This is a genomic window from Stenotrophomonas sp. GQ19, from assembly GCF_059758695.1.
This window is the reverse complement of sequence record NZ_JCAXES010000001.1, coordinates 228,262-245,391: the sequence shown is the minus strand read 5'-3', so window position 1 is coordinate 245,391 and position 17,130 is coordinate 228,262. Positions and strand designations below refer to the sequence as shown.

Annotated in this window: 11 protein-coding genes; 4 read left to right on the top strand and 7 right to left on the bottom strand. The window is 68.0% G+C overall.

Going from position 1 to position 17,130, the window contains the following annotated elements:
- Positions 1–215: 215 nt before the first annotated feature.
- On the top strand, positions 216–1,892 hold the full coding sequence (locus AC6CHL_RS01040; RefSeq protein ID WP_478071074.1) for a long-chain fatty acid--CoA ligase: 1,677 nt from the start codon (positions 216–218) through the stop codon (positions 1,890–1,892).
- Positions 1,893–2,630: 738 nt separating this feature from the next.
- Positions 2,631–3,500 (top strand): diffusible signal factor synthase RpfF, encoded by an 870-nt coding sequence (gene rpfF / locus AC6CHL_RS01035; RefSeq protein ID WP_447593418.1) that lies wholly within the window; start codon positions 2,631–2,633, stop codon positions 3,498–3,500.
- 12 nt (positions 3,501–3,512) lie between these two features.
- Here rpfF and AC6CHL_RS01030 read toward each other — a convergent pair whose 3' ends face one another.
- The 4 genes from AC6CHL_RS01030 to prfB form a co-directional block, all read right to left on the bottom strand.
- On the bottom strand, positions 3,513–5,687 hold the full coding sequence (locus tag AC6CHL_RS01030; protein ID WP_498293485.1) for a response regulator: 2,175 nt from the start codon (positions 5,685–5,687) through the stop codon (positions 3,513–3,515).
- A gap of 544 nt (positions 5,688–6,231) precedes the next feature.
- Positions 6,232–7,371 carry a cyclic di-GMP phosphodiesterase response regulator RpfG gene (gene rpfG / locus AC6CHL_RS01025; protein ID WP_137189399.1) on the bottom strand — a complete coding sequence of 380 codons (1,140 nt, stop codon included), beginning with the start codon at positions 7,369–7,371 and terminating at the stop codon, positions 6,232–6,234.
- A 197-nt stretch (positions 7,372–7,568) separates the two neighbouring features.
- The gene (gene lysS, locus AC6CHL_RS01020) at positions 7,569–9,086 is read right to left on the bottom strand and encodes a lysine--tRNA ligase (RefSeq protein WP_038688552.1); all 1,518 of its coding nucleotides are present in this window, start codon (positions 9,084–9,086) and stop codon (positions 7,569–7,571) included.
- Positions 9,087–9,212: 126 nt separating this feature from the next.
- Positions 9,213–10,338, bottom strand: a protein-coding gene (prfB, locus tag AC6CHL_RS01015) for a peptide chain release factor 2 (RefSeq protein ID WP_102100629.1) whose coding sequence is annotated in 2 segments (ribosomal slippage) — positions 9,213–10,262 and positions 10,264–10,338 — 1,125 coding nt in all. Because the reading frame shifts where the segments join, the coding sequence is not laid out codon by codon here.
- 204 nt (positions 10,339–10,542) lie between these two features.
- On the opposite strand from prfB, the gene AC6CHL_RS01010 reads away from it, so the two are divergent.
- Positions 10,543–11,289, top strand: a complete 747-nt coding sequence (locus AC6CHL_RS01010; RefSeq protein ID WP_038688555.1) for a M48 family metallopeptidase — start codon at positions 10,543–10,545, stop codon at positions 11,287–11,289.
- A 58-nt stretch (positions 11,290–11,347) separates the two neighbouring features.
- Here the strand turns inward: AC6CHL_RS01010 and AC6CHL_RS01005 are convergent, their stop codons facing one another.
- Both AC6CHL_RS01005 and AC6CHL_RS01000 read right to left on the bottom strand, forming a co-directional pair.
- The gene (locus AC6CHL_RS01005; protein WP_038688557.1) at positions 11,348–12,223 is read right to left on the bottom strand and encodes a LytTR family DNA-binding domain-containing protein; all 876 of its coding nucleotides are present in this window, start codon (positions 12,221–12,223) and stop codon (positions 11,348–11,350) included.
- A gap of 128 nt (positions 12,224–12,351) precedes the next feature.
- Positions 12,352–15,264: a DUF2135 domain-containing protein gene (locus tag AC6CHL_RS01000; protein ID WP_498292885.1), complete on the bottom strand. Its 2,913-nt coding sequence runs from the start codon at positions 15,262–15,264 to the stop codon at positions 12,352–12,354.
- Between the two features lie 138 nt (positions 15,265–15,402).
- On the opposite strand from AC6CHL_RS01000, the gene AC6CHL_RS00995 reads away from it, so the two are divergent.
- A complete protein-coding gene (locus AC6CHL_RS00995; protein ID WP_498292883.1) occupies positions 15,403–16,461 on the top strand; it encodes a DUF1176 domain-containing protein in 1,059 nt (352 codons plus the stop codon).
- A gap of 30 nt (positions 16,462–16,491) precedes the next feature.
- On the opposite strand, the gene AC6CHL_RS00990 is transcribed toward AC6CHL_RS00995, so the two are convergent.
- The gene (locus AC6CHL_RS00990; RefSeq protein WP_498292881.1) at positions 16,492–17,103 is read right to left on the bottom strand and encodes a hypothetical protein; all 612 of its coding nucleotides are present in this window, start codon (positions 17,101–17,103) and stop codon (positions 16,492–16,494) included.
- Positions 17,104–17,130 lie beyond the last annotated feature (27 nt).

Sequence of the window (17,130 nt, the reverse complement as noted above, 5' to 3'; positions counted from 1 at the left end):
TGGCCCACCAGGGTCTTGGCCCACCGGGCTCGTGGTCCAGCGCGGTCGCGACCCACCGGGGCCAACGGGCCATGCGGTCGTCACCCCCGCGGCAGATCGCCGCCTCTTCACGCCCTCTTCGCCTTTTCCATCCGGCCCGGTATGCTGCCCGGACGTGAACTGGCGGATACTCAGGGCCAGCACACACTTTCATCAACGATTCCTGGAGGGGGAATATGAGTCTGGAACGTCCCTGGCTGCAGAGCTATCCCAACGGCGTACCCGCCGAGATCGACGTCAACGAGTTCGCTTCGGTCTCTGCCGTGTTCGATACCTCGGTGGCCAAGTACCGCGACCGTCCCGCCTACTCCAGTTTCGGCAAGCAGCTCACCTATGGTGAAACCGACGCGCTGGTCGAGCAGTTCGCTGCCTACCTGCTCGGCGAGCTGCAGCTGAAAAAGGGCGATCGCGTCGCCCTGATGATGCCCAACTGCCTGCAGTACCCGGTGGCCACCTTCGGCGTGCTGCGCGCCGGCCTCACCGTGGTCAACGTCAACCCGCTGTACACCGCGCGCGAGCTCAAGCACCAGCTGGTGGATTCCGGCGCTGCGGTGCTGGTGGTGGTCGACAACTTCGGCGACACCGTCCAGCAGGTCCTTGCCGACACCCCGATCAAGCAGGTCATCACCACCGGCCTGGGCGACATGCTCGGTGCCAAGGGCCTGCTGGTGAACTTCGTGTTGAAGTACATCAAGAAGATGGTGCCCAACTACAGCATCCGCGGCGCGGTGCGCTTCAACCAGGCACTCAAGCTGGGCAGCCGCCACACCCTGCCCAAGGTCGAGATCGACCATGAGGATGTGGCCTTCCTGCAGTACACCGGCGGCACCACGGGCGTGGCCAAGGGCGCCATGCTCACCAACCGCAACCTGATCGCCAACATGCAGCAGGCCTCGGCGTGGCTGTCCACGTCGGGCATCGAGCCGGGCAAGGAAGTGATCATCACGGCGCTGCCGCTGTATCACATCTTCGCGTTGACGGCGAACGGCCTGGTCTTCATGAAGTTCGGTGGCTGCAACCACCTGATCACCAACCCGCGCGACATGAAGGGCTTCGTCAAGGAGCTCAAGGCCACCCGCTTCACCGCCATCACCGGCGTCAACACGCTGTTCAACGGCCTGCTCAACACGCCCGGTTTCGACGAGATCGACTTCTCCACCGTGAAGTTCACCCTGGGCGGCGGCATGGCCGTGCAGCGCGCGGTCGCCGAGCGCTGGAAGAAGGCCACGGGCGTGACCCTGGTCGAGGCCTATGGCCTGACCGAAACCTCGCCGGCCGCCTGCATCAACCCGCTCAACCTGGCCGAGTACAACGGCGCGATCGGCCTGCCGATCCCGTCCACCGATGCGTGCGTCAAGGATGACAACGGCAAGACACTGACCCCGGGCGAAGTGGGCGAGCTGTGCATCAAGGGCCCCCAGGTGATGAAGGGCTACTGGCAGCGGCCGGAAGAAACCGCCCAGGCCATCGACGCCGACGGCTGGCTGCACACCGGTGACATGGCGCGGATGGACGAGCACGGCTTCTTCTACATCGTCGACCGCAAGAAGGACATGATCCTGGTGTCCGGCTTCAACGTGTACCCCAACGAGGTCGAAGACGTCATCGCGATGATGCCGGGCGTGCTCGAAGTGGCCGCAGTCGGCGTGCCCGACGAGAAGTCCGGCGAAGTGGTCAAGGTGGTCATCGTCAAGAAGGACCCGAACCTGACCGCCGAGATGGTCAAGGAACACGCCCGGGCCAACCTGACCGGGTACAAGCACCCCCGGATCGTGGAATTCCGCAAGGAACTGCCGAAGACCAACGTCGGCAAGATCCTGCGCCGCGAACTGCGCGATACGCCTGCCCCGTAAGGATGTGCGGACAGCGATGACGAACAGGACCCCTGCCGGAAACGGCGGGGGTTTTTGATTGGCGCGCCTGTGGTCGAAAGGACGGCATGCCGCCGTCAATGGCAGTGGTACTGGTAGGGGCGGTTCCCAAACGACTGCCGATGCAGCAGATCGTCGCGGCGAATGCATGCCCGTTGCCGAAGAACGCATCCGCGTCGCATCCTTGCAAAGCGGCGGCTCCGGCCAACGTCATGCCCACCATCGGCCGGGACACACTGCGTGCGGTCGTCTGGGGAGCGACCCTACCAGCGACCCCGTCAGGCCGCCAGGATGGCCGGAGTGGTAGCGTCGGTTCCCAAACGACTGCCGATGCCGCAAATCGTCGCGGCGAACGCATGACCGCTGCCGAAGTGCGCCATGGCCCCCCCGGGCCACATCGGCGCGCCCTCCCCGGCCACCGGTACCGGTACGCAGCCCCCACCCTCCATATTCATCACATTCCGAAACGTAGCGCCAGGCCCTGTGCCAGCCCCTGCGCGCCGCAGGATGCCCCGCCCCGCAGGGGTTTGCCGGCCTCGCCTTGCCAAGGCGGGCCGTGCCGGGTGCTGCCCGGGACGGCGCGGCGGCCGGGCGGTACCAGCCCCGCTTGCAGGCGGTTCACACCCCGCGCATAGAATCACTCGCCGCCGCACGTTCTGCTCGCCCCCTTCATTCTCCGTCCGCAATGCGGTCGGCCGGACGGTCTTACGGAGAACTCCCATGTCTGCAGTCCATCCCTTTGCCCCCCGCCCGCAGCTGCACCCGACCCTGCGCATCACCGAAGAAGCGCACCGTGACGTGTACTGGATCCACATGCACGCCAACCTGGTCGACCAGCCCGGTCGCCCCTGCTTCGCCTCGCGGCTGGTGGACGATATCGTGGGCTACCAGCGCGAGCTCGGCGAACGCCTGAGCATCTCCCATGCCTTGTCCCCGCACGTGGTGCTGGCGTCGGACAGCGACGTGTTCAACCTGGGCGGCGACCTGGAACTGTTCTGCCGCCTGATCCGCGAGGGCGACCGCCCGCGCCTGCTCGACTACGCCCAGCGCTGCGTGCGCGGGGTGCATGCGTTCCACGCCGGCCTGGGCGTGCGCGCGCACAGCATCGCGCTGGTGCAGGGCAACGCGCTTGGCGGTGGCTTCGAGGCGGCCCTGAGCTGCCACACCATCGTGGCCGAGGAAGGCGTGCTGATGGGCCTGCCCGAGGTGCTGTTCGACCTGTTCCCGGGCATGGGCGCCTACTCCTTCATGTGCCAGCGGATCAGCCCGCGCCTGGCCGAGAAGATCATGCTGGACGGCAACCTCTACACCGCCCGCCAACTGCACGAGATGGGCCTGGTGGACGTGGTGGTGCCGGTGGGTGAAGGCGTCGCCGCGGTCGAGCGGGTGATCAAGGACAGCAAGCGCATTCCGCACGCCTGGGCGGCCATGCGCGAAGTGTCGGAAGTGTCCAGCATGGTGCCGCTGCACGAAATGATGCGGATCACCGAGATCTGGGTGGACACGGCCATGCAGCTGGGCGAAAAGTCGCTGCGTACGATGGACCGGCTGGTGCGGGCACAGGGACGGCGCAACGGTGATGCCGGCTGAGCCTGGCCATGTTCAGGAGGGCGTGCACTCGTCGCCATCGGACTGCGGCAGGGCGACAGCCCGGGCGTCGAGTGCCTTCCTTCCCTGTCGCAACGCATTGCCCAGGGCGGCCGCGCGCGGGGTCCATTCGGCCTTGAGCTGCCAGTCGGGCATGCGCATCAGCTCACCCCCGGCATTGGCCACCTGGACCAGGCCGAGGTTGCTGGCCACCCCACGCAGCGCGTGGGCGTGTTCGCGCAGCTGATCCCAGGCCTGCTGTTCACCGCTGGTGTGGATACGGGCCATGCAACCGTCGACATCGCTCAGGCACTGGGCGATGAACTGCTTTTCAAACCCCTCCCCCATGCCCAGCGCGGCCAGCTCGTCGAGCACCGCCGGATCCAGCGCGCCGGCCACCACCGGCGCGGCGGGCACCGCCTGGATACCCGGCTCGGGCCGCGTGTTGGCGGCGATGTCGGCCAGGATGTCGAGCAACCGCGTGGCCACCACCGGCTTGGCCAGGAACGCGCGCGCACCGGCCTGTTCGCAGCGCAGGATCGAATCGGGGGTGACATCGGCACTGAGCACCATCACCGGGATGTAGGGCATGCCACTGGCCTGCATCACCCGCAGCTGCTTGAGCAGGTCCAGCCCGCTCATGCCCGGCATGTGCAGGTCGACGATGGCGGTGTCGAAGTCGGACTGCTCCAGCATGTCCAGCACCTGCTCGCCGCCATTGACGCAGACCACCTTGTGGCCGGCCTTCTCCAGCAGGCGCTGCAGCACCATGCGGTTGGCCGCATGGTCGTCGGCCACCAGCACGCGCAGGCTGCGCACCCGGGCGCGGTGGCGCAAGAACGGATTGGAGAAGGCGATGACGTTGCCATTCTCGGTGGTGTCGCCGGCCAGTACCGGGGTCATCGCCACGTCCAGCGCGATTTCCACCCAGAACACGCTGCCACGCGGACTGTTGGGGGTATAGCCGATGCGGCCGCCCATCGATTCCACCAGCCCCTTGGCAATGGAGGTGCCCAGACCGGTGCCCTCGTGGCGGCGGGCCAGGCCCACGTCGGCCTGCTCGAAGGCATCGAACAGGCGCTCGCGCAGCGCGGCCGGCACGCCGATACCGCTGTCGAGAATCTCAAAGCGCAGCATCACCCGCTCGCCGACCTGCCCGTCCAGCAGCGACACCCGCAACGCCACGAAGCCGTCATCGGTGAACTTGACCGCGTTGCCCATCAGGTTGAGCAGGATCTGCTGCAGGTGGCCGGCATCGCCGTACAGCCGCGGCGGCACGTGTTCGTCCACCACCACGCGGTACTCCAGCGCCTTGGTGCGCGCCTGCGGGGTCAGGATCAGGTTGATCGCCTGCAGCACGTCGGCCAGGGCGAATTCGTGGCGCTCCACGCGGACCTTGCCGGCCTCGATGGCCGAGATGTCCAGCACCTCCTCCACCAGCGCCAGCAGGCTGCGCGCCGAGGCCTGGATGGTGTTGAGGCACTCGCGCTGCTCCTCGTCCAGGCGGGTGGTGGCCAGCACCTCGGTCATGCCCGCCAAGCCGTTCAGCGGGGTGCGGAATTCATGGCTCATGTTGGCCAGGAAGCGGCTCTTGGCCTCGTTGGCCTGGCGCGCCTCGGCCACCGCGCGGGTCAGTGCGTGCAGCAGCGAGTCGAAGTACAGCGGGATGGCCGCCAGCCCCAGCAGCAGCCCCCACGCCAGGTAGCTGTGCTGCTGCCAGTACGGCGCCAGCATGATCGTGCACAGGAACGCCACGCAGCCCATGGCCGTGGCCACGCGCAGGTAGGTGCTGCCATAGCGCATGCCGTTGCCGATGGTGACCCACAGGCACACCGCGTACAGCGGCGCGGCCGGCTCGCCCTGGATGGTCATGATCAGCCCCATGCAGGAATAGTCGGTGAGCATGCCGATCACCCGCCGCACGTGCGATACGCCCGGCTGCAGCAGGATGGCCGCCAGCAGCCCGGCCGATACCGTCAGCTCGAAGGCCAGGATCAGCCAGGTGGCCAGCAGCGTATCGCCATGATTCTCCAGGTACCGCCAGCCCAGGTAGATGATGAACAGCGAGGTGATGGCGATGCGGATCAGGTTCTGCGCGTGCTCGCTGTCGGGGCGGCCGGACAGGCGCTGCTTGAACCGGGCCAGCAGGTGCTGCTTGCCGGCGGGGCCGGTGCGGGGAGAGTCGTTCATGGGGGGCACTCGCATGCGTCGGCGCAGCAGGGTCGAGCAGCACATCGGCACCACTGCCAGCCCCAACCAAAGGAAGAAAGCCAGCCTGGCGTTGTCCATCCAGTACGGGGTCAGCAACACGGTGGTACCAAAGCCGAGCATGGCCAGCGCGATGGCAGCGGCGAGGTAACGGTTGCCGTAGCGCAGCCCATTGCCCACCGTCACCCACATCACCACCGCATACACCCAGGCCAGCGGCTCGCCCATCTGGATCATGCCCAGCGCGATCAACCCGTAGTCGGCCAGCATGCCGACCACCCGCCGCAGGTGCGACCGCTGCGGCCGCCACAGCAGCCAGCCCAGCAACAGCAGCGACACGCCCAGCCCGGTCAGCGCCGTGGCCAGCACGCCGTGGTACTGGTCCAGCAGGTGGTTGCGCGCCCCCGCCAGCAGCACATACAGCAGGATCAGCGAAATCAGGGCGATCCGCACGACCACCTGCCCGTGCTCGGTATCCGGACGTTGCGCCAACCGGCGCTTCAGCCACGGGTACAGGGGCTGCATCTCACATTCCCGGGCGGGTCGAGGCGGTCGAGTGCTGGGCGCAGATCTCTTCCAGCTGCTCGCGGCCCTTCATCAGCGCGTCCACGCAGCGCGGGTCGAACAGGCGGCCGCGCTGCGCGTACAGGTAGGCCATGGTGGCTTCCATGGTCCACGCTTCCTTGTACGGGCGGGGCGAGATCAGCGCGTCGAACACATCGGCCACCGCCACGATCCGCGCTTCCAGCGGGATCGCATCGCCGATCAGGCCGTCGGGGTAGCCGCTGCCGTCATAACGCTCATGGTGGCGCAGCGCGATCAACGCGCCCACCTGGATGAAGCGGTTCTGGCTGCCGCTGAGCAGCTCGTAGCCGATCCGCGGGTGCCGGCGCATGATCGCCAGCTCTTCTTCGTTGAGCTTGCCCTGCTTGAGCAGCACTGCATCGGGAATGGCGATCTTGCCCATGTCGTGCAGCGGCGCGGCCATTTCGATCAGCTTGCACTCTTCCTCGGGCAGGCCGAGTTGTTCGGCGATCAACCCGGCCACGTGCGCCATGCGCTCGAGGTAGGCGCTGGTGCCGGCATCACGGAACTCGATCGCACGCGCCAACCGCGACAGGGTTTCGCGTTCGCGCTCTTCCACTTCGTGCATGCTGGCCAGCAGGCGCTGCTCCAGCGACAGCGCACGCTGTTTGACGTTTTCCGATTGCTGGCGCAGCTGCAGCAGGTTGTAGCAGCGCGCGCGCAGTTCGCGCGGGCGGATGGGCTTGACCAGGAAATCGATCACACCCGCTTCCAGCGCGGCCTGGCGGATCGGCTCGTCGCCGACCACGGTGATCAGGATCACCGGGATGTCGCGGTGCTTGGGCAACCGGCGGAACCGGCGGGCGAATTCCAGCCCGTCCATTTCCGGCATGCGGTAGTCGAGCAGCAACAGGTCGACCGGGTGCGACTCGCACCAGGCCAGCGCGGTGAGCGGGTCACCGAAGTCGTGCACGCTCAGTTCCGGCGCGATGTCCTCGATGACATGACGCAGCATGGTGCGCGCGGACGTCTGATCGTCAACGATGACAATATTCAAGGCTGCTTCCGCCGTCTTCCTGGACCACACTGGAACATGCTGCGGAAAGGATATTCCGCCACTCTGCACACTGGCACCTTGCATGGATCCGCCTCCCGTCGCGATCGCCCGGTTCATGATCGTAGCCGCAGTGTGATGCGGGCGTCACGCCCGCCTTCGGCTCGATCCCTGCCTGGCCATCACGCAGAACTGTCGCAATGACCACGCAGAAAAGATACGCGCGCGGCCACGACAGCGGAACCCCGCCCGGGATGCCCGTGTCGGGCACCCGGACGTACGTCTCAGTTTTCCGGACGCATGTAGGGGAACAGCAGTACATCACGAATCGAACTGCTGCCGGTCAGCAGCATCACCAGGCGGTCGATGCCGATGCCCAGGCCGCCAGTCGGCGCCATACCGTACTCCAGCGCACGGATGTAATCGGCGTCGTAGTGCATGGCCTCGTCGTCGCCGCCTTCCTTGGCCGTCACCTGGGCCTGGAACCGGGCCGCCTGGTCTTCCGGGTCGTTCAACTCGGAGAAGCCATTGGCCAGCTCCTTGCCGTTGATGAACAGCTCGAAGCGGTCGGTGTAGCCCGGCTGGTCATCGTTGGCACGGGCCAGCGGGGACACCTCGACCGGGTGGTCGGTGATGAAGGTCGGCTGCACCAGGGTGTGCTCGACGGTGGCCTCGAAGATCTCCAGCAGCAGCTTGCCCCAGCCGTAGGACGGCTTGATGCGGATCTTCAGGCGCTCGCAGTGGGCGGCCAGCGCGTCGCGGTCGGTGCAGTCGGCGGCGCTGATCTCCGGGTTGTGGTGGCGCACGGCCTCGTCCATGCGCCAGCGGCGGAACGCCGGGGCCAGGTCGATGGTGGCACCGTCCCACTCCACCGTGGTGGTGCCCAGCACCTTGCTGGCCACGTCACGGATCACGCCTTCGGTCAGGTCCATCACTTCGGTGTACGTGGCGTAGGCCTCGTACAGCTCCATCATGGTGAATTCCGGGTTGTGGCGGGTGCTCACGCCTTCATTGCGGAAGTTGCGGTTGATCTCGTACACGCGCTCCAGCCCACCCACGACCAGGCGCTTGAGGTACAGCTCCGGGGCCACGCGCAGGTACAGGTCCAGGTCCAGCGCGTTGTGGTGGGTGGTGAACGGCTTGGCCGTGGCGCCGCCGGGGATGTAATGCATCATCGGCGTTTCGACTTCCAGGAAGTCGCGGCTGTCCAGCCAGGCGCGCATGGCGCGGATGATCCGCGAGCGCTTGATGAACACCTCGCGCGACTCCGGGGTCACGATCAGGTCGACGTAGCGCTGGCGGTAGCGCTGCTCCACGTCGGCCAGGCCGTGCCACTTGTCCGGCAGCGGGCGCAGCGACTTGGTCAGCAGGCGGATGCTGGTGGCCTTGACCGACAGCTCGCCGGTCTTGGTGCGGGTGAGCCCGCCTTCCACGCCGATGATGTCGCCCACGTCCCAGCCCTTGAACGCCGTGTAGGCATCGCCCAGGGTGCTGCCCTGCAGGAACAGCTGGATGCGGCCGGACTCGTCCTGGATCTGGGCGAAGCTGGCCTTGCCCATGACGCGCTTGGCCATGAGGCGGCCGGCCATCTTCACCTGGCGGTCGGTGGCTTCCAGCGCTTCAGCGGTCCACTGCTCGGCGTCGGCGAACTCGGCCTGCAGGGTGCCGGCGAACTGTTCGCGGCGGAAATCGTTCGGGTAGGCGATGCCCTGCCCGCGCAGGGCGGTCAGTTTCGCGCGGCGCTCGGCGATGAGGCTGTTCTCGTCGACGGGGGGCTGCGGCGCGGCGGTCTGATCGTTCATGGCGTGGGTCTATGTATGTCGGGGGGAGGTACGGTCCCCGCCATCATGCCGATGGTCGGGGCGGATTGCGAAACCGGGCGCGGCCCGGGCACACCGGATCGGGGCCGCGCGCGGCGGCCCCGACGGTCAGGCGTCGGTGCGTTTGGCACCCACGGCCAGGCCGGACTTCAGGCTGGCTTCGACGAATTCGTCGAGGTCGCCGTCCAGCACCTTCTGCGTGTCCGAACGCTCGATGCCGGTGCGCAGGTCCTTGATACGGCTCTGGTCGAGCACGTAGTTGCGGATCTGGCTGCCCCAGCCGATGTCGGACTTGGTGGCTTCCACGGCGTCACGCTCGGCGTTGCGCTTCTGGATTTCCAGCTCGTACAGCTTGGCGGCCAGCATCTTCATCGCGTTGTCGCGGTTCTGGTGCTGGCTGCGGCCGGTCTGGCAGGCCACGACCGTGTTGGTCGGAATGTGCGTGATGCGCACCGCCGATTCGGTCTTGTTGACGTGCTGACCACCGGCACCGGAGGACCGGTACACGTCGGTGCGCAGGTCGGCCGGGTTGATGTCGATCTCGATGTTGTCATCGACTTCCGGCGACACGAACACCGAGGTGAAGCTGGTGTGGCGGCGGTTGTCCGAATCGAACGGCGACTTGCGCACCAGGCGGTGCACGCCGGTTTCGGTCTTCAACCAGCCGTAGGCGTAATCGCCTTCGACGCGCAGCGTGGCCGACTTGATGCCGGCGACGTCGCCACCGGACACTTCCATCAGCTCGGTCTTCCAGCCGCGCGATTCGCACCAGCGCAGGTACATGCGCAGCAGGATCTCGGCCCAGTCCTGGGCTTCGGTACCACCGGCGCCGGCCTGGATGTCGACGAACGCCGCGGCGTTGTCCATCTGGCCGGAGAACATGCGCTGGAATTCCAGCTGTTCAACGTGCTTCTGGTACTTGTCCAGGTCGGCGACCACGGCCAGGGCGGTATCTTCGTCCTGTTCGCTGTCGGCCAGTTCCAGCAGTTCGCCGGACTCGGACAGGCCATCCAGGATCGTGGCGATGCCGCCCACGGTCTTTTCAAGGTTGGCGCGTTCGCGGCCCAGGTTCTGGGCGTATTCGGCGTTGTTCCAGATATCCGGGTTTTCCAGTTCCCGGGTTACTTCTTCCAGACGCTCTTTCTTGGCGTCGTAGTCAAAGATACCCCCTGAGCGACAGCACGCGATCGGTCAGATCGGTGATGCGCTGGCGGACAGGATTGAGCTCGATCATGTCGGCAATTAGTGCGTGCGAAAAGACTGTCCATCATAGCCTATCCGGGGCTTTGAGGCCGCAACGGCCGGCGGCAGTGGCGCCCGGGCGGCCCGCGTCAGCGATGGGTGAACACGCCGGGCGGGCCAGAGGGTAGACTCCTGCCGCGCCCGCTGGCCCCCGCCAGCGGTCGCCCCCAATACCACCTACATGGAGTTTTACCCGATGAGGAAGTCATCCTCCGCTGTTCTGCTGGCCCTGGCCTGCTTCGCCGCTGGCAACGCCTCGGCCATCGACCTGAAGTCGCTGGCCGGCACCGGCATGAAGGCCGGCCAGGCCCTGACCCTGTCCGATGCCGACGTGGCCAAGGCCGCCGACCAGGCCTGCGCCTACATGGACAAGGACAACAAGATCGCCCCGGCCAACAGCCCGTATGCCCAGCGCCTGGCCAAGATCACCCAGGGCCTGGCCAACGAAGACGGCCTGAACCTCAACTTCAAGGTCTACCTGACCGAAGACGTCAACGCCTGGGCCATGGCCAACGGCTGCGTGCGCGTGTACTCGGGCCTGATGGACATGGCCTCCGACGATGAAGTGCGTGGTGTGATCGGCCACGAAATCGGCCACGTGAAGCTGGGCCACAGCAAGACCAAGATGCGCACCGCCATGCTGACTTCGGCCGGTCGCGACACCCTGGCCGCCTCCGGCAACGCCAACGTCGCCGACCTGACCCAGGGCCAGCTGGGCGAGTTGGCCGAAGGCTTCGTCAACGCCCAGTTCTCGCAGAAGGAAGAGAGCGCGGCCGACGAGTACGGCTACCGCTTCATGAAGCGCCACAGCTACGACCCGGCCGCGCTGGCCAGCATGTTCCGCAAGCTGTCCAGCGAAGGTGGCCTGATGTCCTCGCACCCGGGCTCGGAAGCGCGCGCCGGTCGCATCGACGCGATGATCAAGAAAGACGGCAAGCGCTGAACTGCCTGACGGCATCCCGGGCATCCGGGGTGCCACGCCGGCTGGCGGCGCTCTGCCGTCAGCCGGTGGCCTGCGCCGCCAATGCCTGGCGGAACGACGGCAGCTGCCGGCGGCTGCACGGCACCCGCCCGCCATCGTCCATGTGCAGCAGCGCCTCACCGCCGTCCAGGGGCTCGATCGAGACCAGCCGGCGCACGTTGACCACCCAGCTGCGGTGGGCACGCACGAAGATCGCCGGATCCAGCCGCTCCTCCAGCGCCGCCATGGTGCTGCGCAACGGATAGTCATGCCCGCGCACGCGCAGGTTGACGTAGTTGCCGGCGGCCTGCGCGTATTCGATATCGGCGGTGGCCACCAGGAAATCGCGGCCGAGCTTGCGCACCAGGAAGCGTTCGGGACGTGCCACATCGGCGGGCTCCGCCGTGGGCGCGTCATCGGGCGCTGCCAGCAGATGCGCCTCGCCCTGCCGTCGCCGGCCGAACCAGCTGAAGAAGTGCTCGATCGCCACGAAACTGAAGAACGCGCGGACGTCCTTGAGGTACTCGTACACCAGCCGCGTCGGCCAGGGTGAGCCGTCTTCGTAGTGCTGGCCCAGCGCCGCATAGGACACATGACGGAGGGCCATCATCCCCACCACATGCACCAGCGACCACGCCACGCTGGCCAGCAGGTACGCCGGCAGCCGTCGCTTCCAGGTGTCGGCATGCAGCGGCCAGCGCTGGCAACCCCACCACAGCAACGGCAGGGTCAGCAGGATCACGACCACACTGCTGAGCTCCCAGATCATCGGTTCCCACAGTGCCAGGCCATCGCCACGGCGCTGGGCGTCCATCACCTCGACGAAGGCATTGGCGACCGCAGTCGTGAGCAGGATGGCCGACCAGACCAGGAAGCGGGTGGCGGGACGCCAGCGCACCGGCGCGGCGGGGGCCATGACAGGGTCCATGCAGAAAGGCCGGAAAAGAGGGGCAGGCCCTGGATTGTAGCCGCCCGCCCCAGTGCAGACAGGGCGACGTCATCTGCGTCACCCTGCCCTGCTCCCTGTCGAACCGCGGTGGCGTGCTAGCGCACCTCGAACTCGCCCACCAGCACCGTCTCGGCTTTGTCCTTCAGCCGCATCGTGACCTGCTGGTCGCGCTGCTTGCCGGTGCCCCAGTGCGTGCTCAGGCGCAGGCTCAGGGTGGTGGCGCCGGTGACCAGCTGCTCGCGGCTGCCGAAGAAGTTCGCCTCCACTTTGTACTTGCCGGGCTTGGCATCGCGCAGCGAGAACTGCTCGGGCCCGTAGCCGCCGGTGAAGTCCTGCGACATCTGCCCGCCCTGGTAGGTGAGCCGGTTGCCGTAGTAGGCGCGCTCGCCGTTGGGGTCGGTCACCCACAGGTCCATGTCGCTGTTGTCGCTGTCCCAGCTGAGCACCACCCGCAGGTCCAGCGGCAGCGCCCGGCGCAGCCGCGGATCGACGGCACGGGCATCCACGCGTTCGCGTGCGGCCAGGGTGTTGAGTTCGTCCAGCGCGATCAGCGAGATGCCGTCGAAACGACTGTCCCAGGGCCGCACCACCACCTCGTTGAGCGCGTCCAGCGCCGGCTGGTACTGGCCGCTGGCCTCCAGCGCCAGGCCCAGGTCGCGGAAGCTCTGCGGCTCTTCCTCGCCCAGCCGCAGCACCTGGCGGAACACCGGCACCGCCAGGTCCGGCGCATTGGCCTGCATCAGGCGGTAGCCGAGCACGCGCAGCACGTGCCGGTTTTCCAGCTGCATCTCGGCCAGGTTGGACAACACGCGCAGGCCCAGCTCGCGCTGGCCGGCGGCCAGCAGCAGGTCGGCCACGTCCAGGTAAAACGCGCTGCTGTCACTGTGCTGCTCGCGTTCGGCCAGGTACAGCGCGTACAGCTGTGCGGGTGCGGCACCGCGCAGGCGTCGGGCATAGGCCGAATCGGGTTCCCACGCAGCCAGCGTGACCGCGATGGCGCCGCTGTTGCTGCTGCGGCTGCGCTTGCTGCCGGTGACGGCGACAGCCTCCACGTCGCCACGCGGCGCAGCGGCCAAGGCCATCGGCGCCGGCGGTGCGGGCGGCGAAGGCGGGGTGACCACGTCATTGGCGCGCGCCTCCATGTAGACCTGCGCATCCGCAGCGGCAACCGCCATGGGCGCGGCCTTGGTCAGCACCGGTTGGGTCGCGGGCGCGCCCTTGGGCCAGCGCGTGTTCCACCAGCGCTCGCGTTCGGCGAACTGCAGCGCGATCTGGTCCAGGCGCTGCGCACGCGCCTGCTTTTCGTCGCCGATGCGCACGGCATGCAGGCGGTCGTAGTCGGCGCGCAGCGGTGCCGGGGCGCGGATGCCATAGCGCAGGTAGTCGTCCAGGGTCTCCAGCACCAGCAGCGAGGTGTCCGCACCGACCATCCCGAACTGCTGCGACAGCGTGCCGATCCGCGCGCCATTGCCCACCGGGTCGGCAGCGTAACCGGCCAGCGTGGCGCTGGCCCAGGCCTGCGCCACCAGCCCCCCGTCCAGTGCGCGGGCACCGGCCAGCGTGATCCGCTGGGTGTGGTCACGGCCATCGGCCAGGCGCACCTGCACCTCCACCACGCCATCATCGCGCTGCACCCGGCCGGACACCCGCAGCCAGCCCTGGCTGGCCGCGCTTGCGTCGGCCACCAGCTGGTCCACGCCGGTGCCGCGCAACGCCACGACCTGCGCCGGTTGCTGCAGCAGCAAGGGCAGCACCGCCTCGACCTCGGCCACACTGGACAGCACCAATGCCTGCCCATGGTGGGCCCCGGTCCATGCACGCAGGCGGGCACCATCGGTGCGCGAGCCCGCGCTGCTCAGCGCGTACAGGCGCTGCCCTGCTGCCAGTGTCGGCGGCGCAGGGGTGCCGTAGTTGGACAGGCCATCGCTGACCAGCAGGTACTCGCCGATGTCGGCGCGCGGGGTCCACGCGCCAAGCGCACTGGCGCCATCCAGCGGCAGGCCGGTCAGGTAGGTCCGCAACGTGCTCCAGTCGCCGCCGTGGATACGGAAGCGGCGCGTCGGTTCGGCGCGGTCGCGCAGTACGGTCAGCTCTACCTCGCCCGTGCCCATCGCACCGAAGTAACGGTCCAGCACCGCGAACTCCGCGGCCCGGTCACGCTGGCGCGCCGAACCGGATGCGTCCCACAACAGTCCCACGCGCGTGGGCAGCACCCGCGGCGTGGCCTGTGCCGGCACCGGCACCTGCGCCAGCAGATAGCGCTGTCCCTCGTGCAGGCCGGTCACCACGTCCGGCTGCCGGACCTGCGGCAGACGCCACAGCACCTGGGCAGGCAATGCATCGCCGCGCCCCTGCCACTGCGCGACGTACGCGCCCTGCTCGGCGCTGAATTTCCAGGGCGACGGCTGGATCGTTGTCGGGGCACCGGTGCCCCGGGCTTCCATGCGCAGCACCACCTCGTCGGCGCCCCGCGCGAACTGCAGCGGCACGGCCCAGCGCAACCCCTTTGCATCCACGGGCAGGGTGTCACGGAAGGTGAGCACGATGCGACGGCTGCCGTGGGCCGGGATCGGGTACACCCGCAGGCGGAACTGGTTGCCCGCGGTCTGCTCCAGCAGGCCCGGGTCGACCCGGCGCCGCTCGATCGCCTCGAATACCTGGCGGCCCTGCGCCTTGGGCACCGGCACCGCGTCGCGCAGCACGCCGTCGATGTCCAGCGCGAACCCGGCCACCTGCTGGCCGTCGGCGAGTGGGAACTCGAGCTGGCCTTCCAGCACGCGGCGGTTGGGGTTGAAGAAGGTCATCTCGATGCGGGTCTCGCCCAGGCCGGCCACCACGCGGCTGTCCAGGCGCACCTGGCGCAGCTGCACGGGCACCTCGGCCCCGGCCACCTGCAGCACCGGCGTCACCGGTGGCGGACGCGGCACGGTGCGTGCTTGTGCCAGACCTGCCTGCGTGCCCAGCAGCAGCATGCCCAGCATGCCGATCCCACGAAGTGTGCGTTGCATGTGACGCTCCTTATCCGATGACAGCAGGTTGAACGGATCATGCCGGCAAACGGGGTTGAGCCGATGCAAGGCTTGGCGTGCCCGGCGCAGTGGGCCAAGATGCCGCTCCCCCATTGCGTCATTACAAGGACGTCCCGCATGCGCCTGCCTGCCCTGCTCCCCCTGCTGTTGCTCGCCCCGTTGCTGCCGGCCCACGCCGCGCCCGCCGCCGTCAGTGGCGTGAGCTTCACCCACAACGACTGGACGCTGGCCTGCGACAACACCCGCACCTGCCGCGCGGCCGGTTACCAGAACGACGCGGACGGCGGCAATGCGCCGGTGTCTATCCTGCTGACCCGGCTGGCGGGCCCCGACCAGCCGGTCAAGGCCGAGGTGATGCTCGGGCAAATGGACGGACCAGCACTGCCCAAGCAGCTGTCACTGCAGATCAACGACACCAAGCTGGGCGCGCTGGCCTACAAGGCCGCAGACGGCACCGCCGTGCTCTCGCCGGCGCAGGTGAAGGCACTGCTGTCCACCCTGACCGGCACCAGCCGGATCGTGCTGACCGGCAACGACGGCAAGCGCTGGACGGTGTCCGATCGCGGCGCCTCGGCGGTGCTGTTGAAGATGGATGAATTCCAGGGCCGGCTGGGCACGCCGGGCGCGCTGGCCCGCAAGGGCACCAAGGCGGAAAGCACGGTGCTGCCGGCCGTGCCGATGCCGGTGGTGAAGCTGGCCAAGGTAGTGCCCACCCGCCCCGCCGATGAAGCACTGGGCGAATCGAAGGCACTGCGCGCGGCGCTGGCCGCGGCAACCTCCGCCGACGACTGCGAGGCCCTGCACCCGGGCGACAGCGTGATCTCCAATGAGGGCCCGCAGGAGATCACCGTGCAGCGCCTGAGTGCGGACAAGCTGCTGGTCTCGCAGGCCTGCTGGCGCGCGGCCTACAACACCGGTGACGGCTACTGGGTGGTCAACGACCGTGCCCCGTACCAGCCGCGGCTGGTGACCACCTCCGGCGCAGGCGATGACGTGCGCACCATCGTCGAATCGCACAGGGGCCGCGGTCTGGGCGACTGCTTCTACACCACCAGCTGGGGCTGGACCGGCACCCAGTTCGTGAAGACCGACGTGTCCAGCACCGGGCTGTGCCGGTTGGTCTCGGCCGGCGGCGCCTGGGAAATGCCGACGCTGGTGAGCACGGTGCAGGAGTAACCCCGCACACGCGGCGGTGGACGGCGACGCTCAGGCGTCGTCGTCTTCCCAGCCATCGAACGGAAACAGCATCGGCAACAGGGTTCCCATCACCCCCATGCTCTGCATCACCGCATGGTCGGCGGTGTACGGGCGCGACCAGGTGGCATGCCGGGCGTGCACCGGCCGGTCGGGCGCATGGGCCAGGTGATCGACATAGGCGGCGAGCAGGTGCTGCGCAGCCTGCTGACGTTCGCTGTCGGTCCGGGCGCTGCGCAATGCAGCATGCAGGGGGCGCAGCGGGGCGGGATCGGGCAGCTGGCAGGTGAACGCCAGCGCGCCGGTCTGGTCGTCTGCATCCCGGTAATCGTCCGGATCGGCCGATGGCGCGTAGGCCGTGGCGACGCAGCGGGTCCTGGCCAGGCGCGCCATTACGGCGGCAACCGCGTCGTCGACCGTGACCGCGCCGGCCGGCGCGTCGCCCTCGCCCGCCACGCGCGCGGTCAACTCCAGCCCCAGCAACCACGCCACACTCTGGCGTGAGCCCTCCAGGTCCGGGAACTCGAAGCCTTCGCGGGTCGACAGTTCGGTGCGTGCAGCCTCATCGGCCTGCAGCACGACGCGGCTCTGCAGGTCGAAGCGTTCGATGGGCGATGGGCGCATATGGGCGTCTGTGGTAAAGGGGAGTCC